The following is a 20,586-nucleotide window of genomic DNA, read 5'->3' as shown; positions in this document are numbered from 1 at the left end:
ATGTTAATGACAGTAGACATCGGCAATACTAATATGACCATCGCCTTTTTTGATGAGGATACCATCAAGGCAACATTCCGTCTGACAACGAAAACCATTCGTACCAGTGATGAATATGGCAGCAATCTGATTAATTTCATGCATGCCTTTGATATTCACGCCAATACGATTGAAGACGTAATCATTTCCTCAGTAGTCCCTAAGGTGATGCATGCCTTTACCAACAGTATCCGCAAATACATCCATAAAGAACCGATCATCATTGGTCCTGGTTTAAAAACCGGCATTTCCGTCCGCACTGACGATCCCCGCTCAGTGGGAGCTGACCGCATTGTCGATCTGGCAGGATGTATGGCAAACTATGGCGGCAACGCGCTGGTCATCGATTTCGGCACCGCCACAACCTATGACTATGTCAGCAAAGATGGTATCTTCCAATATGGCATAACCGCTCCCGGCATAGAAATCAGTGCCAAAGCCCTATGGACACAGGCCGCCAAGCTGCCGGAAATTGAAATTAAGAAGCCGGATACAATTCTTGCGAAAAATACCATCACATCAATGCAGGCAGGCTTAGTTTACGGCTACATCGGCCAATGCGAGTACATCATCACACAGTTTAAGAAGGAGCTGGGCATCAGCGATATGAAAGTGATTGCGACCGGCGGTTTAGGCCGCATCATCTGCAGCAACACAGCTATGATTGATACCTATGATCCTGATCTGACATTCAAAGGTCTGAAAACGATCTACGACCGCAATCATTAAAACAAGGCAGAATTTTCCGCCTTGTTTTTTTTACACTATTTCTTCAAACATCTCTCTGCCCTGAAAGCAAATCGGACACTTATAATCCTCAGGCAGCTCATCCATCTCCGCCACATATCCGCAGATCATACATTTAAAACGGCGTGTCGCTAGTTTTGATGCCGGTTCAGCTTCAGGCTTTGGGGGTTTGATTTCTTCAAACATCTCTCTGCCCTGAAAGCAAATCGGACACTTATAATCCTCCGGCAATTCATCCATCTCCGCCACATATCCGCAGATCATACATTTAAAACGGCGTGTCGCTGGTTTTGATGCCGGTTCAGCTTTTGGCAGTATATCCGTCACCTTAGGATGCACACCATTCAATATCGCACTGCGGTCCGCATATTCAGTATGCAGGAACCTTTCTGCTTTTTCGCTTAAAGGCTTCGAATAGAATTCTTTATAAACCGCTTGAATCTGCGGGTTTTCATGTGAAAAACGAATCGTGCTGTCCGCATCCTTTTGATACAGTGAATCAATACGTGCCTGACGGATTTCATCATTCATCGGTACCGCACTCTTAGGCTGACCGCCGCCGCCAATACAGCCGCCGCGGCATGTCATTACTTCCACAAAATCATAATTAACTGCCTTAGCTTTAATCTTTTCCATCAGCTGACGGGCATTCTCCGTTCCATGAACGACCGCAGCCCTGACCGGTATCCCATTAATTTCAAGTTCGGCTTCACGAATTCCATCCATGCCGCGAACCGGTGTCAGCTTCACAAGATCCGCCTTAGGATTCTCATCGGTAAGCATCCAATAGGCTGTCCGGATTGCCGCTTCCATAACCCCGCCGGTGTTGCCGAAGATAATACCAGCTCCCGATGCCGGTCCCATAAATGAATCATATTCACTTGGTTTCAGTGCGTTCAGATCAATGCCCTCCGCCTTCAGCCAGCGGGCTAGCTCACGGGTAGTAATGACCGCATCCATATCACGCAGATTTACATCATCCAGCTCAGCAGCTGCTGCATTCATCTCCGGCCGACCAATTTCAAATTTTTTAGCGGTGCATGGCGTCAGCGCCACATTAAAAATACGATCAGCGGCAAGCTTCTGCTTCTGCGCGAAATAAGTTTTAATTGTCGGCCCCTGCATGCCGATTGGACTTTTTGCGCTCGATAAATGATTGCGCATTTCCGGATAGAAGGTTTCCACAAACTTAACCCACGCCGGGCAGCAGCTCGTAAACTGCGGCAAAGTACCATGCGTGCTGATTCGCTTCACAAGTTCAGCTGCTTCTTCCATAATTGTCAGATCAGCTGAAAAATTTGTATCCAAAACATAATGAAAGCCCAAGCTGCGCAAAGCCGCAACCATTAAGCCCTCCACGAATGTTCCGGCTGGCATGCCAAATTCCTCACCTAAGGCGACTCTTACTGAAGGTGATGTTGAAACAACGATCCGCATAGACGGATCCTGCATTGCCTGTTTGATCTTATAAGTGTCATCCACCTCACTAATTGAGTTAACCGGACAGACATTCGCACACTGACCGCAATGGATGCATACCGCTGTATCATTAGTAGCCGCTAAATCATACATTCGGCCAACTGCGATCTCCTCTTCGCATACTTTACGACACTGGCCGCATTTAATACATAATTCTTCATTTCGCACAATGGCTGGATTATCCTTTTCTATCGGTATCCGAATTGCGGAAAATTCATGTTTACTTATCATAATTTGTACCCTTTCTCTATAATGTAATAATTATAGTTTTCCAATCCCTTCCAGGTCAACGTTCTTGCCCTAAAAGATGCGCCAACTCTAAATAACTGTGCTATACTAAAAGCAGAAAGAGAGGACCGCATATGAAAAAATTATTCAGCTGTGCCGATGCATATATCAAGACGATGACCATTACTGAAATGGGACAGTTAAAATTATGTCTTGGCTCAATCGGTGTCTTGATTGGTTTAAGTGTTAAAAAGGAGCATCGCAAGACTGTCGCTGTCGGTGCCGCAACCTTAATGGCTGCAACCTATTTGCCGCTGATGAGCCGCTTTGTGAAAGACATGTCTAAAATGGTTAAAAGTAATTAAGTATTGCAAAGTCCTATAATTAAAAGCTGAAGTCACAAGACCTCAGCTTTGTTTTTATATACTATTAATAAATTCAAACTTCTCAAATGTCTGCATTTCAGCAATAACCAGCAAATGATCTTCAGCAGCAATGACATATTCCGCAGACGGTGAAATACTCAAACGAGACTCATTGCTTTTACGGATACCCAAAACATTGATACCAAATTTACGGCGGGCATCAAGTTCAATCAGCGATTTGCCGACCCAGCTTCTAGGCGCGTTCATTTCGACAACTGAATAAGTATCATCGATATCGATCATATCCACAATATTTTGACTCAGCAGACTCTTGGCAACCCGCTCACCCATTTCCTTCTCCGGACGAATGACCTTATCCGCGCCAATTGCCTTCAGAATCTCCATATAGCGTTTATTTTTTGCTTTCGCAACAATATATGGCACCTTTAACTCATGAAGATTCATGATTGCCATGATGCTTTCTTCAAGATGCGACCCTACCGCTACGACAGCAACATCACAATCACCGATACCGGCGGCTCTCAGCGTTTCTAAATCAGTAATATCTCCCTGATTAGCGCTTGTACAGATATCCGCCATGCGGTCAACGCATTTAATATCCAAATCAACCGCGATAACCTCACAGTTATATTCACTTAAGGTTTTAGCTACCGTTGAACCAAAGATACCTAATCCCAATACTGCAAATGTACGATTATTTAGCTTTTTCATTTAGATCTCCTAACCGACGATTACATGACCAGATGGATAACTCAGCGTCTTCTGGGCACTGCCTTTTCCTCTGATAATCGAAATGATCAGTGTGATAACACCGATACGACCAATATACATCAATAAAATAATAACCACTTTTCCCACAACCGTCAAGGTCGGCGTTACATTGGCACTGAGCCCAACGGTTGCCATCGCTGATACTGCCTCAAAGAACAAATGGAGGAATGTTGCCTTTTCACTCAAGGTCAGGATAAACAAACCAATCACCAGCGAGAATAGATTGATAAATAAAATCATCGCGGAACGAATCACAACACTTTGGGTAATTGAACGCTTAAACGCAACAACCTCATCACGATTTTTCAGCTGATTTAAAACCAGCAGCGCCAATACCGCAATCGTTGTCGTTTTAACACCGCCTGCCGTACCGCCCGGCGAACCGCCGATGAACATACAAATAATCATCAAGAACTTAGTGCTTTGATGCAAAGACGCGATATCCAAGGATGCAAAGCCTGCCGTACGCAGTGTCACCGACTGAAACAAAGCCGCAAACAGCTTGCCTGGCAGTGATAAAGCACCTAATGTAGCCGGATTATTGTATTCCACGCAAAAGATAAGCACTGCCGGTACAACAATCAAAAATGATGTCATAAGCAAGACAAGCTTCGTATGTAAAGATAAGTATTTCCAAAACCGTGACGGCGTAAACTTGCCTTTGCGCATATCTCTGAAACGATCACGCAAATCAAACCAGACAGCAAAGCCCAGACCACCTAAAACAATCAGCAGCATCACTACGATATTCACCAATGGATCATCGACATACGGCATCAGCGAAGTAGCGCTCATGGTATCAAAACCAGCGTTACAGAATGCCGAAATGGAAATAAAAATCGAGTTGAATATCCCTCTGACAATCCCATATTCAGGCGCATATTGCGGAATGAAGCGAATGGCCAGCAAAATGGCGCCGCAGCCTTCAAAGATTAACGTATACCGAAGAATACTGCGAATAAAATTGTGCATATCAGATAAAGAGTCCTGATTCAGCATCTCCTTCATCATCAGCCTGTCATTTAATGACAGACGGCTTTTTAAATGGATAATAAAGATAGCGACAATTGTCATCAAACCTAAACCACCGATTTGAATCATCAGCAGGATGACAAGCTGTCCAAACATCGTAAACTGATCAGCGGTTACCTTAGTCACCAACCCGGTCACACACGTTGCACTGGTTGCGGTAAATAAGGCATCCAATGGATTCAGCCATGTCCAGCCGCGATTACTGATTGGCAATGTCAGCAAAAATGCGCCCATCAAAATAACTACCACAAAGCTTAAGGCTATTTTACGTGAAATTCGCATTTTTGCTAACTTTTCTTGTATAAAGTTCATACACATCCCCTTCTAGGCATTACTCAATGCTACTACAAGTACCCTCTATTCTACACAATAAAAAAATTAAATCAATATAAATTTAGCTTTTCACAAAGTAAAAATCCGGTTATGAGCCGGATTTCCAATTTTAGTAATTTTCTACGTCCAATGCGAAATAAGATTTTGGATGATTACATACCGGGCAAACTTCAGGTGCTTCACTGCCTACATGCAGATGACCGCAGTTCAGACATTCCCAAACAACTACACCATCTTTAGCAAATACTACATTACCTTCAATATTAGCTAACAGTTTACGATATCTTTCTTCATGATGTTTTTCAATCTTCGCAACACCTTCCATCATTTCAGCAATTTCAGTAAAGCCTTCTTCTCTTGCTTCTTTTGCGAAAGTAGCATACATATCAGTCCATTCATAGTTTTCACCAGCTGCCGCGTCTTTTAGATTTTCAACTGTTGAAGGCATACCGTCATGAAGCAGTTTGAACCATAATTTCGCATGTTCTCTTTCATTGTTGGCTGTTTTCATGAATAAGTCGGAAATCTGAACATAACCGTCCTTTTTAGCTTTGCTGGCATAATAAGTGTACTTATTTGTAGCCTGTGATTCACCCGCAAATGCAGTCATTAAATTTTGTTCTGTTTTAGTTCCTTTTAAATTCATATTAACCTCTTTCCAGGAATATACTTTAACGTATTTCCTTATTTTACCCTTATTGTTATTATATCCCAATTTATGTCTTCATTCAATGGATATAACTATAAAAAATGTGGGTAAAGCTAAGAATACTAATTTAGCTTTTAATTCAGATTTATGATTTTAAATTGAATTTTTTGTCATTTTTTTCTCATTTTATCAACAGAACATAAAATTTATTTAATTTTTTGTTTACTTTTTTGATATGATGCCGTATATTCTAACTATTGGAGGACAAGCAAACTTATGAATGATAAACATCCTTTTGATGATTTTGGAATTAATCTTTTCAGTGAGTCGGTCATGAAGGAAAGACTTCCATATCCGGTTTATACTAAATGGAAAACAGCGATCCGCAAGGAAGACGCTTTAGATCGTAATACAGCCGATGCCATTGCGCATGCTATGAAGATTTGGGCAATGGAAAAAGGGGCAACCCATTATTCACATTGGTTCCAGCCAATGAGCGGCAATACCGCCGAAAAGCATGATGCTTTTGTAGAACCTGGCGACTATCAGGCAATTTCCCGTTTCAGCGGCAAATCACTGATCAAGGGTGAAGGCGATGCTTCAAGCTTTCCAAGCGGCGGCTTACGAGCTACCTTTGAAGCCCGCGGCTATACGTATTGGGACTGTACATCACCAGCCTTTGTACGCGATAACATTCTTTGTATCCCAACTATTTTTGTTTCCTATAACGGTGAAACATTAGATAAGAAAGCACCGCTGTTGAAATCTTTAGAAGCCTTAAATAAAGAAGCGACACGCATCGTCAACGCTTTTAAGGATAAAGATATCAAGCGGGTAACCGCTATGGTCGGTTTGGAACAGGAATACTTCTTAATTGATAAAAATCTGTATCAGCAGCGCAGTGATTTGATTAATACCGGCCGTACATTGTTTGGCAATGTGCCGCCGATCGGTCAGGATCTTGCTGAACATTATTTCGGATCGATTCCTAACCGGGTAAAAGCATTTATGAAGGAAGTTAACGTGGAATTATGGAAATTGGGCATCTATGCCAAAACCGAGCATAATGAAGCAGCTCCCTGCCAGTTTGAGATCGCACCGCTGTTTGCCGATGCTAATATCGCAGTGGATCAGAATCAGCTGATCATGGATGTATTGAAAAAGGTAGCGGATCTGCATGATCTGGCTTGTATTTTTCATGAAAAACCATTTAAAGGCGTTAACGGCAGCGGTAAACACAACAACTGGTCATTGGTAACCGATGACGGTCAAAATCTGTTGGAACCAGGTGATAAACCGCATGAAAATATTCGCTTTCTGCTTTTTGTCTGTGCGGTTATCAAAGCCGTTGACACATATCCTGAATTATTGAGGATGGCCAGCTCAGATATTAATAATGATCTGCGTTTGGGAGCCAATGAAGCACCACCGGCAATCATCAGCATCTGTATGGGACAGGAACTCGAACAAATTCTTTTCCAGCTTGAGAAGAGCTTAAAAATCGAGCATAATGTTGAAACAACACCTTTTTCAATCAGCAACCTTTCCTATGTACCGAAAGATACTAGTGACCGCAACCGTACTTCACCTTTTGCTTTCACTGGTAATAAATTTGAATTCCGTATGGTTGGTTCATCACTTTCCGCAGCTACTACAAACATTGTATTGAATACCATTGTCGCGGATAGTCTCAGTGAATTTGCCAATGAACTTGAACCGCTGAAATATATTCAGGATGTACGCGATAAGGCATTAGAAATCTGCCAGCGTGTTATTCGTGAGCATAAACGTATTCTATTCAGCGGTGACGGTTATTCAAAAGAATGGATCAAAGAAGCTGAAGAACGCGGTTTGCCAAATATCCCTGCATATATCTATTCTATTGAATCATTGATCAGTGATAAAGCTATCGGTTTGTTTGAACGCAATAAAGTGCTCTCCGAGGTTGAACTGAAAGCCCGTGCAGACATTCTCTATGAACAGTATTATAAGAAGGTTCTGATTGAATCAAACACACTGATGGCAATGACTAAGAAAACCTTATTGCCGGCATTAATTAAGGAAATCAAATTCTATTCTGATGCATACGCATCTTTGAATATTAAAAATGCTTTCTATGAAACTAAAATCAATACGCTCTTAGAAATCCTCGATAATGTTCAGAAACGCTATGATGAATTAAATAACCTGCTTACAGCCGTCAGCAAGAGCGCGACGAATCGTGAAAAAGGTTATTATGCATTTGAAACAATCGTATCAGCGCGTCACAGCTTGCGTAAAGCCGTAGATCGCATTGAGAGTGAAATTTCTAAAGAAAACTTCCCAGTACCAAGCTACGAAGAAATGTTTATTTCAATCTTATAAAATAATAGACAAAATGCACTATGTCATGATAGTGCATTTTTTTGTTGATTAAGAAATCTGATTCAAGCAATTTCAAAGCAGACTCTTGCTTAAAAATAAAAGCCTGAAACCGATGATGATTTCAGGCATGATATTTAATCTTCTTTGGGAAGAATCAGATTCAATACAACACCGACAAAGGCGGATAATGCTGTACCTGATAAAGTGATCAGTTTACCCATTGGCAATACCGCGCCGCCTAAGCCGATTACCAGCATTGCTGATGCGATGATCAGATTGCGCTGTTTGTCAAAGTTTACTTGATTGTCAATTAAAACCCGCAGACCGTTGCTGGCGATGACACCGTAAAGCAGGATGCTCATACCGCCCAGCACTGGGTTAGGAATTGTTTCAATCAGTGCAGATACAATGTTGATGCATGACAGACAGATAGCGATAATTGCCGCGCCGCTCGTTACATATACAGAAGCAACCTTAGTCATGCCGATAACCCCAGTATTTTCACCATAAGTCGTATTTGCCGGGCCGCCCAGAAAAGCTGAAACCGCAGTCGCGATACCATCACCCATCAAGGTGCGGTCAAGTCCAGGATCTTTTAAGAAGTTGCGTCCGCAGACCTTGCCCAGTACCGTATGATCCCCGATATGCTCAGAGATCGTTACGATAGCTACCGGCAGCAAAGCAAATGTTTCCGGGCCGAAATAAAGCTGATAGGTATCAAAATTACCCACTTTAAACGGCAGGATAAACTGCGGCAGAGAGAAAATCTTACCGCTTGCCAATACGTCATTCACCGGTTGAAAATCAACGATACCCACCGCTAAAGCAATCAGATAACCGCAGATGATACCGACCAGGAAAGGTATGATTTTAAAGAAGCCCTTTGCTTTAGTAGATACCAAAGCAGTGATGATAAAGGTTGCTACTGCCACCAGCATGCCGCGCCAGTCACCGCCTTCTACAAACTGAGCATTGCCGACCGCATTAGCCGCTAAGCCTAAACCGATTACCGCGATCATCGGACCGATTACAATCGGCGGCAGCAGCTTGTCAATCCAATCCTTACCGATAACCTTAACGATAAAGGCCACCGCTACATAAATCAGACCCACTAAGATCAAACCTGTCTGAGCCGCGCTGACATCGCCGCCCATCGCTTCCTTGGCAATCAAGACCGCTGAGATATAAGCAAATGATGAACCAAGATATACCGGTACTTTTCCTTTTGTGCAAAGGACATAAATCAGCGTACCAATACCAGATGCAAACAATGCAACCGATACTGGAAAACCAGTGATGATTGGAACTAATACCGTTGCCCCAAACATAGCAAAGACGTGCTGAAAGCTAAGCAGCGCCCATTGTGCCGGCTTTGGCTTTTCATTCACGTCAATTAACAGATTATTCTTTTCTTCTACCATGATTTTTCCTCCTATCAAAAGCATAGAACCTTTGGCAAAAAAATCACGATTTTTGCCTTTGAAACCTCTCTGGATTTCATTAAAGACCTATGTTCTTTGATAGTTTAGCATAAATCACATACAATTACCACAATTAATGATTAAAAAGTTTGCTGACCTCATTAATAACCATGGTACTGGCTGATAAACCAAACACAATCAGCCATTCTTTTAAAGCCAGCGGCATCGTCTTCAGCAAGAGATTCATCGGCGGGAAGTGGCAGACAAATACCTGTAATGCCAAACCGACAACGATTGTCAGAATCAGCCATTTATTCTTAAATAAGCCGATGCTGAACATTGATACCTTGTCATTGCGGCAGTTCATCGCATGAAACAGCTGTGACATTGAGAGTACCATGAATGCCATAGTCTGTGCCATTACCGTACTGTGCGCGAGCCCGTACTTAAATGCAACTAATGAAATCGTGCCGATATATAAGCCATTGCATACGACAAAGGCATAACCGCCATGGGCAAACAGACTTTCCTTTGGATCACGGGGTTTCTGTTCCATAACATGACGATCATCCGGTTCTACACCCAAAGCCAAAGCCGGAAAAGCATCCGTTACCAGATTCACCCACAGTATTTGAATGGCACACAAGGCAGGTACGCCATGCGGCAATAACAGTACGGCCAAAAACAAAGTCATGATTTCACCTAAATTGCAGGATAGCAGATAATAAACCGCCTTTTGAATTTTCAAGTAAATATTGCGGCCTGCCTCCACAGCCGTGACAATCGTTTTAAAGTTATCATCAGTCAATAAAATATCACTGGCGCTCTTGCATACATCACTGCCGTTCTCACCCATCGCTATACCGATATCCGCGCTTTTTAATGCCGGTGCGTCATTCACACCATCACCAGTCATGGCTACAATACCGCCATTCTTTTTAAAGCTTTCGACAAGTCTCACCTTGTGCTCCGGCGAAACACGGGCAAAAATTCTTACCCGCTTGCATGCCTGAAGCAATTGGTCATCATTTAAAGTATCAATTTCATCACCGCTCATGACATCCTCTTCCCGGCTCACCAGCTTTAACTGATGGCCGATCGCATAGGCGGTTATCGGTGAATCACCGGTAATCATCACGACTCTGATCTGTGCCTTACGGCATGTTTCAATCGCTTCTGCTACCTCTTCACGCGGCGGGTCCATCATCCCGGCAAGCCCGACAAATGTACAATCCTTTTCAAGTGTATCCTCGCGCAGTGTGTGGGCTGATTTCATCGCTAAGGCAAACACTCGAAGGGCCTTTTGCCCCATGATTTTACTGGCCTCCATGATACATTTTTTATCATAGCTGCTCATCAATACCTTTTGACCATTTACCAACAAATGGGTACATTGATTGATGATGCGGTCAACCGCGCCTTTCGTATAGACAACCTTCTCCTGGCCTATCTCATGAATCGTACTCATTTTTTTACGGCTGCTGTCAAAAGGTATCTCATCAATGCGGATCTGTGAGCATTCAAGCTGCTGCTTCACAATGCCATGACGCTGCGCAAATTCAACCAGCGCCTTTTCACTAGGATCACCTAACAGTGTATCACCGCGTGTCTCAACATTGTTGCACAGCGCGCAGATCGTCAGAAATTCCTTCGTTACCGGCTGGTCAAATTCACGGTCAGAGTAAGTAGATACAACATTCATCTTATTCTGTGTCAGCGTTCCCGTCTTATCTGAACAAATAACACTGACCGAGCCCAAGGTCTCCACCGCATGCAGCTTACGCACAATCGCGTTCTGTGAAGACATTGTGGTAACACCCATTGCCTGAACAATGGTCACAACCGCCGGCAGCCCCTCCGGAATTGCGGCTACCGCCAAAGAAATCGCCAACAGCAGCATATCAAAAATATTCTTGCCCTGAATGACTCCCACCGCAAACATCACGGCGCAGAGCACGACTGACAACAGTCCCAGCATCTTGCCCATCTCTGCCATTCTTCGCTGCATGGGGGTCATTTCATTGTTATCCTTATTCAGCAGGGCAGCAATCTTACCTACTTCACTATCCATTCCGCAGTGTACCGCAATACCCCGCCCTCTGCCGCTTGTAACATATGTAGACATAAATGCCATATTCCGCTGATCCGCAGGCCCCAAAGGCCCATCAGCCACAAAAAACTCATTCTTTTCCGCCGGTTCACTCTCACCAGTCAATAGACTTTCATCCAGCTTTAAGCGCGTTGTAGAAATCAATCGCAGATCACACGGTATACAGTCACCCGCTTCAAATTCAATCAGATCGCCGACCACACACTCACTGCTGTTGATTTCCGTAAGTACACCGTCACGAATGACCTTACAGGTTGGATGAATCAGCTGCTTCAACGCTGCCAATGCCTTCTCACTCTTCAGTACCTGACCTGTTCCAATCAATGCATTCATAATAATCACAAACAAAATGATGCAGGCATCCATCGCTTCACCCAATGTTACGGATAATGCTGCACCGATAATCAGAATAATTACCATCGGATCCTTAAACTGTTCCAAAAAGATTTTAATCGGACTTTCCTTTTTTTCCTCTACCAGTTCATTCGCACCATCCCGGCGCCATCGTTTTTCAGCCTCGGACTGACTTAAACCTTGATTGAGATTGGTATCCGTCAGTACCGCTATTTCCTTGATACTGTTTCGATAAGCCATATTCACGCTCCTTTACAGATACTTTATGCACTTCATACAAAAAAAGAACGGATCAACCGTTCTGTTATGAATATTTCTTAGGATTTACAGGCACTGACAGATACTTCTTTAAAAAAGCTTCCAAATCCTTTTCAGAAAGAATCTTAATCGCCCGCTTATCTTCATACATAAAATCAAGATAAATACGCTGAATCTTCAGATCATCACCCTCAGCAATCAGCTCCACTGCCGAACCCTCTCTAGGTTTCAGCTTAATGCCATTGATCCCTGCATAAAATTCATTGATTTCACCATTGATGCTGCCAAGATGAATCCGGGTCGGTGATACCATCAAATGCAGATCCACCTGTTCCATCAGCAGCAGAAAGCTTTGAAACACTTCCTTAACCGCTACCTGTTGAGTCACACTAATCAGCAGTACATCGGGTTCATTCCCCTGCAGATACTTCACCAGCCGCATCAGCATTGTTGTTGATTTAGGCGTTTCCAGAAAAAATGAAGAATCAATATACAGCAGTCTCATAGATTAATGCTTAAAGAAATTAGGAATACCGCCGTCATCCAAATCCTCAATACTGCGGGATGGCGCACTATTGCGTACCGGTTCCTTCTTAACAGCAGCTGAACGCAGTGTTGTAGCAGTTTTAGGATCATTAGCAGTTTCATCAAAGCCCGTGGCGATAACTGTAACAATAATTGCATCACCAAGATTTTTATTAATAGCAACACCAAAAATCGTATCAATTTCATTGCCGGCTGCTTCACGGATATAAGCCGCGGCATCATCCGCATCATAAAGCGTAATATTTTCACCGCCGGTAACATTAATAATCGCATTCTTAGCACCGGTAATCTGAGCTTCCAGCAATGGTGACTGAATAGCCTTCTCAGCAGCCGCTCTAGCCTTGTCATCACCTTCAGCCATACCGATACCAATCAGTGCTGATCCTTGGTTTTCCATAACAGAACGAACATCAGCAAAGTCCAAGTTGATCATTGCCGGTACCGCAATCAAATCGGTAATTGTCTGCACACCTTGACGCAATACATTATCCGCAGCTTCAAAAGCTTCGCCGACCGGCTTGCGGCCGATTACTTCAAGTAAGTTATTGTTTGACACGATAATCAGTGAGTCTACATATTGACGCAGTTCACTCAAGCCGGAATTTGCTGATTCAGAACGCTTGCGTCCTTCAAAAGAGAAAGGCTTAGTAACGATTCCTACGGTTAACGCGCCTTCTTCCTTCGCAATTTTCGCAAACAGCGGTGCCGCACCAGTACCTGTACCGCCGCCTAAACCGGCTGTGATAAATACCATATCGGCATCCTTCATCGCTTCCCGGATTTCAGATTCATTTTCCTGAGCCGCTTTGCGTCCTACTTCAGGATCGCCGCCGGCCCCTAGACCTCTTGTCACTTCACGGCCTAAAACGATTTTATTTTCAACTGCTGACCGATTTAAAACCTGAAGATCGGTATTAGCCACATAAAACTCAACACCCTTGACACCTTCATTGACCATGCGGTTAACAGCATTGCCGCCAGCGCCGCCAATTCCAAATACTTTTATATTTGCTACCTGTTCAAACTGTAAATCACTCATAACCGTGTCCTCACTCTCTCCTATTTTTCATTCATTAATATATTTTTTAATTTTTTAGTAAAGCCATGTTCTTCACTGTCTTGATTCTGTGAACCCAAGATACCTTGTTCAACCTCTTGCTGACCTGTACAGATTCTTGTATCCTGCCGTATTTCATTTAATGTACGCCAAGCATAGAACATCCCTAAGCTTACCGTCATAGAACAGCTGCGGCCGCCAATCGTCTGCGGCACATAAACACTGGCCGGGGCATTTAATTTTGGAAACAGATGACGCAGGCCCTGAATATCCAGACCATCACCTGTAAGTATGTATTTCATTTCACCCATTGACAGAATCGGCGAGCAGGCGTCATTAACCCGTTCAATCCATGCCAGGGCATGCGGTGTAATCACCTTATTCAATTGATTTAAAGTAATCGTACACTGCTTATCATTTTCAGCCCAAATAAAAACCGGACGATTCCCATTAGGTTCATCCTGAAAGGTTGCATTTTCTTTAATCAGACGAACCGCATTTTCAGTTTTAATGTTATAATCTTCCTTCAACGCTGAAACCCATGAACCATAACCTTCATTCAAGGTTTCACAACTCAATAGTTTACCATGCGAAAATAAAGAAAGTGTCGTATTCTGACGAGATAAATTCAGTAATACAATATAATTCTCAATCGTCTGTTCAAAAATCGCTGCCTCTTCCGCAATTGCATAAGCGTCAAGACAGATATCTAGAATCTGCAGACCCGCTTTCTCTACACAGCGTGCATACGAATAAAGAATCCGTTTATTGGCATAGAACAGATCGATTTCCATTGAAAATGCATCACATACCTCATTCAGCGGCAGCTTTCTTGATGAAATTCCATTAATGACATACTTAATGCAGCCGACATTCACCAGCTCCAGATTTTCCTCTGGGCTGTACTGAATCGCTTCATTGATGCCATTTTGAACATCACTTAAACGCACCTTACCGCTTTTAACCATAACATTGACACGGCGGCTGTGACGCTTTACATCAACACATGGAATAGCCAGCAAAATTCGCTCAATCCGGTAGCCTAAAATATTTGATGCGTTGTCAACCGCTTTAATCAAAGCCGTTACAACGTTGCTTTCATTCACAATGATACTATCTTCAACACCATTAAAACGGACCTTCTCTACGCGCAGGATATTAAAACGAGTTTCATAAAACTCGCCGACAACAAGTCGAACTTCATGATCGGCAATTTCGACTGATGCATAAATTTGCTTATCCGACATATCTTAGGAAGCCCCCTAACTATTATTACTTTCATTCTATAATATAATAACATAATTCAAGTGACTTAAAAATAGGAAAAACATATTTCCACAGCTTTTTTTGATAAAAGGTCAATCAAAAAGTACAAACATATACAAAGAAGTGCAAACCCTGCGCATAGACTGCTCAGCCAGCAGGGATACCATTTCTATTTTAATGCTTATATTCAGGATAGTTCAACATATTTACAAAATTGGTATATTTTTCCTAAAAAATATAAAAACAAATTAAAAAGAGTCTTGTGACTCTTGACTGAATACGTGGTACTCGTCACCATCATAATAACAGTTTCAATCCACAAGAGTCATACGACTCTCGACCTTCACTCTCACCATAGATTGACTGATACGCTTTAATTTCAATCCACAAGAGTCATACGACTCTCGACGTTACATCCTGAATCAAGACATTCCTACTTATATATTTCAATCCACAAGAGTCATACGACTCTCGACCAAGATTGCTCAGTATCAGTCACAGTTGATCATCATTTCAATCCACAAGAGTCATACGACTCTCGACTTGAGATTGATGGATTAAGCTTAACTATATCTCTCATTTCAATCCACAAGAGTCATACGACTCTCGACATTGGACTCATCGACATCCATCGTGTCTACAAAATTTCAATCCACAAGAGTCATACGACTCTCGACTTCGAATACCTCATGGAGTATTTAGGGGTAGAAATTTCAATCCACAAGAGTCATACGACTCTCGACCTTCACTCTCACCATAGATTGACTGATACGCTTTAATTTCAATCCACAAGAGTCATACGACTCTCGACGTTACATCCTGAATCAAGACATTCCTACTTATATATTTCAATCCACAAGAGTCATACGACTCTCGACAGCAAAATTATACATAAAAAGTAATAATATTACCAATAAGCCAACAAAATCATCATTAAATCACATTTATACTCTTTATTTTTAGTTATAAACCCTCTTTGCTTTCATTATTATTCGTTAATTATTAGTGCGAATCCCCCATAGATTTCATGTTTGCTTCACATTCGCACTCCATTCATTTAAGTTAACTCCCACATATATTTATATTATACCACATCCTAAACTTTTGAATGAATCAGAAACTGAATCTTCATAAAGAAAGGGTGAGTTCAGTAAATTATAACACTTATGCATTCTACTAGCTGCACAGATATGAAGCCCATCAAAATAGAGAGCCATACAGCTCTTTAATGACGTAAACCCGTAATATGGGGATATACTTTTTATCTTTAAAAATATAAAAAGCTTAACCAACTACTAAAGAACTAATCATCAGAAGTAGCACCAATATAATTTTGCCAGGACTCACCAAACTTGCCCAGCAATTTGGATCATTGGGAACCATCGGCAATTTAAAATATTTCTTATAGTCGCCTTTAATCAAGAAATATAAGAAGAAACAAAGAATGGCAAGAAATAATACGACAAATAATGCATCAGGGAAATAGCCCAATGCATTATGTAAGACATGAATGCCAATCGTCGGCCATATCGATTGATAATAAAGAACAATATGACACATTAGAATACTGCCTATAAAAGCACTGAGCATGCCAAAGGGGCCGGGATGTCCAATGGCGAATAGGAATGATACAAGTAATATCGCAAAGCGGGTACCATGCGGCTTCAGCAGATTCAGCATGATTCCCCTAAAAACGATTTCTTCAAAAATTGGTGCCAGAACCACTGCTGTAAGGATTTCAGCCGGTAAATCATTTGTTGGTGATACGTTCTCAAAAATTTCGCCAACCTCTGGAATGTACATGATAACGACTACTGTGATACAAGAAATGATTAAGATTACCAATAATACCAGACCGGCATCCAAGCAGCATAGTGACAACAGTTCACGACCTTTAATAGCCACCCGCTTAAAACAGCTTTTTGTATCAAAGCTGTAATTTCTGCCTAAGCGAATAAACAGATAAAGTAAAGGAATCCCTAAATCAAGATATTCCAACATTGGCTCCAGCTGTTCCGTCATGGCAGCCGGCAGCGGCAACAAACTCGCTATGAATGTACGCAGGATAAGTAAAAGAAAAGATAACAGATAGCTATACACCAGACACTTAAACAAATCACTGACGGTTTCACGCAGATCATATTTATAATCATATTCCATAAAGCTTCCCCCTCACGGCTTTAATTCATTTTAACAAATTTATATGAGTGCTTCAATGTTTCTAAAATAAAACCGGAAGGCTTTGGATTCAGCATTCCGGTTTGAATTAATTATCATGCTTATCATACATTACATTCGCTAAGATCCACAATGAATTAATAAGTATCGTAACAAATATAACAGGGTGGAAAAAATAGGCGGCAAAGGAAGGCAGCTCACCATCACTGATAAATGCCCATCCAAGGAAAATCAGCATATAAAAGAAGATATTAAATTTAATATTGTCTTTGCTGAACATAAAATCCTCCCCCTGCCTTTAAGTTGCTATTCTGCTAACACGCCATTTGCCGCAAACGTATAGTTTACACCGTCAATAACCTTGCTGCCGGTTACCATCGCACCCGTAATATCAACATAATACCAGCTGCCGTTATCATCAATCCACTTACCAAGCTGCATGATGCCGTTCGCTGGATTCAGATAGTACCAAACTGAGCCTGAAGCTACCCAGCCTGTCTTCATCACGCCCGTATCATAATCCAGCAGATACCAGCAATTGTTTTCCAGCAGCCAGCCCTTATAGTTCGAGCCGTCCGCAAGCTGATACACATAAGAACCGTTATTTACCCATGTACCCTTTGGATATTCAATCGGTGTATTTTCACTTGGCACTTCCTCGCTTGGATTAACCGGCAGTGCTGGATCGATAGGATCGGCCGGTGAATTCGGATCATTCGGGATAGGCTCATTGACAACACCGTTATCACGAACATAGACCCCCTTATCGGTAAATGTATAAGAATGACCATCGATGACTACATCACCAACTGCCATATCACCCATTGGTGACAGATAATACTGAGCGCCGTCAATCGTCTGCCAGCCTGTCTGCATGATGCCGTTCGCCGGATTCAGATAATACCATTTAGAACCGTCAGCCCGCCAGCCAGTCAGCATTTTACCGCTCGTATAATCCAAATAATACCATGACTTAGAACTGTCCTGAATCCAGCCCTTAGCCATTAAACCATTCTCTTTGAAATAATACCAAGTATCGCCGACCTTTTTCCAGCCCTTAACCAAGGCACTATTTTCCACATAAACCCATTCAGTATCAAACTGCTGCCAGCCAGGCTGATTCAGATTCGCATTAATTGCAGTACCGCTTGTCAGCTTGCCGCTGAAACGGCTGACTGTACCGCTGAAGTTCTCATCAAAATTAATTGTTATCGAAGCGGCAGAAGTTGTAACCAAATCATTTTCATAGCTGAAGGACGCGTTCGCATCAGCATCGCTTAAATCAATACTCTTGCCCTTCGCGTTCTTTAATGGGTTTGTAAATGAGTTATTCTTTAATTCAACAGCAATCAGCTGATTGATAATTTCAATACTTGTGACCGGCAGTGTTTCAAATGAAGAAACATCACTCACCTTACCGCCGTCAATAATTAAAGTAGTCAGACTCTTCAATTTCTTTAATGACGGTAATTCATCACCGCTGCTGATGAAATCACTCTTGATTGTCAGCTTATGCAGTGAAGTGCATTTACTGATAAAATCAAGCTCAGCGCTCTTTTTAACAGTAACACTTAAATCACTTAAGCGTCCAAGCTCACTTAATTCGCTCATATCCGCATCAGCCTGTACTTGATTCATCACTAAAGTAGTCAGCTTGTTTAACGCGCTGATGCCCTTAAAAGATGCAACAGCATCATCAATAGTCAGAGCCGTAATTGTCTGCGCTTCTTTCTCAGTGACTGGCTGATCCGCCAAACGTGTACTGCCCAGCGCTTTATTGACAGCCTTTAATAAATTACTGTCACTGAAACTAATTTCTTTATCTGAACCGGAAGGAATCGTTGAACCGCTTCCCTCGTTAACGATTTCTAAATCACTCTTTAAGATATAGCCATAATTATTACTGAAATCATAAGGCTCATACCAAAGACTTTCATCATGCTTCATAACATTGCGGTTTTTATCTAAATGGAAATCAAGCAGTACCTTATAGAACTTGCCTTCTTCTCCTAGTACGACATAAGAGAGGTTGCTGACACTGGCAACTGAACCAATCGAAGCTGATGTCGTTGATGCTTCCTTACGGATCGGCATACGTTCAGCCGTTGGATGAATAGCAATTGTTTCACTGCCGTAATCTTTTAAGCCGCTGTATTTATCCAATTTATAATAGTAACTGGCTGCCTTTTCTCCCCAATATGGATCAGAAGCATAGGTTACATTCAGCCCGCTGTTCTTATCACCGACATGGCCGCCGTTATACCGGCTGTCATAATAATCCAAGAAACCCCAGTTCAGATGCATACTGGCAAAGGTTTCAATGCATTTTTCAATAGAAGCATATTTTTTCGCGTCGGTTGGCGAAGCATCAAAAGCACCCAAACCAAACAAATTATTGCGGTCAACCGCATATTCGCTGCGGCCGCTTGCACTTTCATTTAAAGCAATCGCAAAAATTAATGCCGCATTTGTACCATAAACATCTTCTACATCAAGGAAAGCTTGTCCGGATTCAACTAGCATCGACTCCTTTGAGCCCATGCTCTTATAGCTTGAAGGAATTGATGTATAGCCCAAACTCTTGCGCACATAATCATTGATATCATCAGCGCTCAGATTCGTCTTGCTGTGAACCGGCAGATACTGATAATAATTATAATAAGGATCATCCGTATTAACCGCATGCTTAAAGGTATCATTGCGGTAATCCTCAATCATATCCTCATAATCGGTATAGAAATAATTACCGTCATAGCTGTAATAATTTGTACCGCTTTTCAGATAAGAAGGCTTAGGCCCCATTACCTGTGTTGACATATATTTCTTAATTGTAGGATCACCGCTGATTTGATGATATATTTCACCGCTGCTGTTAACCCCGTAATAAGAAGGATATTTAGCCTCACTGATACTTAACGGTGTTAAACCGCTGTTTTTAGATACCCAGCCAGTCACACCGGCAATCTTTATCTTATAAGCAGAAGCGGTTTCTTCAATCAACGCCATATCGCCGCCATAGCTGCCTGACATATTAATGTAGCTTAAAACAGTACCCGTACAGCTGGCATCCTTATATATATTTAATGTTCCGCTGCCATGCAATTGTATCGCTACCTCATCAGGTGAAGAAGCGGCCTTGATCGGCAGCCCTTGACCTGCCGTATTGACACACAAAGCAAAAGCCAGCAATCCTGTTAGTATTTTTTTAATCATCGTGCATCCTCCATAACGGTTTTATTGTAACAAATATCGACCTTAATGTATAGAATTTACGATGGGTTTAAGGAAAAGGAGATCGATTTCTGCGATGTTTTAAGCATAATAAACCTTTTTTACTAAAAATCGGAATTTTTTTCTTCACTTTTACT

15 protein-coding genes and 1 CRISPR repeat array are annotated in these 20,586 nt (G+C 42.0%); of the genes, 3 read left to right on the top strand and 12 right to left on the bottom strand.

Annotation, left to right across the window (positions count from 1 at the left end):
• Window positions 1-768, top strand: a complete 768-nt coding sequence (locus tag DAHG_RS02720; protein WP_022936783.1) for a type III pantothenate kinase — start codon at window positions 1-3, stop codon at window positions 766-768.
• A gap of 30 nt (window positions 769-798) precedes the next feature.
• Here the strand turns inward: DAHG_RS02720 and DAHG_RS02715 are convergent, their stop codons facing one another.
• Window positions 799-2,496 carry a [FeFe] hydrogenase, group A gene (locus tag DAHG_RS02715; protein ID WP_022936782.1) on the bottom strand — a complete coding sequence of 566 codons (1,698 nt, stop codon included), beginning with the start codon at window positions 2,494-2,496 and terminating at the stop codon, window positions 799-801.
• A gap of 131 nt (window positions 2,497-2,627) precedes the next feature.
• Here DAHG_RS02715 and DAHG_RS02710 point away from each other — a divergent pair, with 131 nt between their 5' ends.
• Entirely contained in the window at window positions 2,628-2,858 is a 231-nt protein-coding gene (locus DAHG_RS02710; RefSeq protein ID WP_022936781.1) for a hypothetical protein, read from the top strand.
• Window positions 2,859-2,912: 54 nt separating this feature from the next.
• On the opposite strand, the gene DAHG_RS02705 is transcribed toward DAHG_RS02710, so the two are convergent.
• The 3 genes from DAHG_RS02705 to rbr all read right to left on the bottom strand — a co-directional run bounded on the left by DAHG_RS02705 (window position 2,913) and on the right by rbr (window position 5,661).
• On the bottom strand, window positions 2,913-3,590 hold the full coding sequence (locus DAHG_RS02705; RefSeq protein ID WP_022936780.1) for a potassium channel family protein: 678 nt from the start codon (window positions 3,588-3,590) through the stop codon (window positions 2,913-2,915).
• 9 nt (window positions 3,591-3,599) lie between these two features.
• A complete protein-coding gene (locus DAHG_RS02700; RefSeq protein ID WP_022936779.1) occupies window positions 3,600-4,994 on the bottom strand; it encodes a TrkH family potassium uptake protein in 1,395 nt (464 codons plus the stop codon).
• Window positions 4,995-5,124: 130 nt separating this feature from the next.
• Window positions 5,125-5,661: a rubrerythrin gene (gene rbr / locus DAHG_RS02695; RefSeq protein ID WP_022936778.1), complete on the bottom strand. Its 537-nt coding sequence runs from the start codon at window positions 5,659-5,661 to the stop codon at window positions 5,125-5,127.
• A gap of 279 nt (window positions 5,662-5,940) precedes the next feature.
• Here rbr and DAHG_RS02690 point away from each other — a divergent pair, with 279 nt between their 5' ends.
• Window positions 5,941-8,028, top strand: coding sequence for a glutamine synthetase III family protein (locus tag DAHG_RS02690; RefSeq protein ID WP_022936777.1), 2,088 nt, complete (start codon window positions 5,941-5,943; stop codon window positions 8,026-8,028).
• A gap of 134 nt (window positions 8,029-8,162) precedes the next feature.
• Here the strand turns inward: DAHG_RS02690 and DAHG_RS02685 are convergent, their stop codons facing one another.
• The 8 genes from DAHG_RS02685 to DAHG_RS22035 all read right to left on the bottom strand — a co-directional run bounded on the left by DAHG_RS02685 (window position 8,163) and on the right by DAHG_RS22035 (window position 20,431).
• Complete coding sequence (locus DAHG_RS02685) at window positions 8,163-9,449, bottom strand: uracil-xanthine permease family protein (protein ID WP_022936776.1); 1,287 nt, start codon at window positions 9,447-9,449, stop codon at window positions 8,163-8,165.
• A gap of 133 nt (window positions 9,450-9,582) precedes the next feature.
• Window positions 9,583-12,153: a cation-translocating P-type ATPase gene (locus tag DAHG_RS02680; RefSeq protein WP_022936775.1), complete on the bottom strand. Its 2,571-nt coding sequence runs from the start codon at window positions 12,151-12,153 to the stop codon at window positions 9,583-9,585.
• 64 nt (window positions 12,154-12,217) lie between these two features.
• A complete protein-coding gene (locus tag DAHG_RS02675) occupies window positions 12,218-12,676 on the bottom strand; it encodes a hypothetical protein (RefSeq protein ID WP_022936774.1) in 459 nt (152 codons plus the stop codon).
• Between the two features lie 3 nt (window positions 12,677-12,679).
• Window positions 12,680-13,756, bottom strand: coding sequence for a cell division protein FtsZ (gene ftsZ / locus DAHG_RS02670; protein WP_022936773.1), 1,077 nt, complete (start codon window positions 13,754-13,756; stop codon window positions 12,680-12,682).
• Window positions 13,757-13,776: 20 nt separating this feature from the next.
• Complete coding sequence (locus DAHG_RS02665; protein ID WP_022936772.1) at window positions 13,777-15,021, bottom strand: hypothetical protein; 1,245 nt, start codon at window positions 15,019-15,021, stop codon at window positions 13,777-13,779.
• A 327-nt stretch (window positions 15,022-15,348) separates the two neighbouring features.
• Window positions 15,349-15,918: a CRISPR direct-repeat array (repeat unit 33 nt; unit sequence ATTTCAATCCACAAGAGTCATACGACTCTCGAC).
• Between the two features lie 406 nt (window positions 15,919-16,324).
• Window positions 16,325-17,200 carry a CPBP family intramembrane glutamic endopeptidase gene (locus tag DAHG_RS02660; RefSeq protein ID WP_022936771.1) on the bottom strand — a complete coding sequence of 292 codons (876 nt, stop codon included), beginning with the start codon at window positions 17,198-17,200 and terminating at the stop codon, window positions 16,325-16,327.
• A gap of 106 nt (window positions 17,201-17,306) precedes the next feature.
• A complete protein-coding gene (locus DAHG_RS02655) occupies window positions 17,307-17,498 on the bottom strand; it encodes a hypothetical protein (RefSeq protein WP_022936770.1) in 192 nt (63 codons plus the stop codon).
• 26 nt (window positions 17,499-17,524) lie between these two features.
• Window positions 17,525-20,431 (bottom strand): glucosaminidase domain-containing protein, encoded by a 2,907-nt coding sequence (locus tag DAHG_RS22035; protein ID WP_022936769.1) that lies wholly within the window; start codon window positions 20,429-20,431, stop codon window positions 17,525-17,527.
• Window positions 20,432-20,586 lie beyond the last annotated feature (155 nt).

Source organism: Dielma fastidiosa, assembly GCF_000313565.1.
Taxonomy (GTDB): Bacteria; Bacillota_I; Bacilli_A; order Erysipelotrichales; family Erysipelotrichaceae; genus Dielma; species Dielma fastidiosa.
Note: the sequence above shows the minus strand (reverse complement) of the source record. Positions and strands in the feature narration are given on the sequence as shown.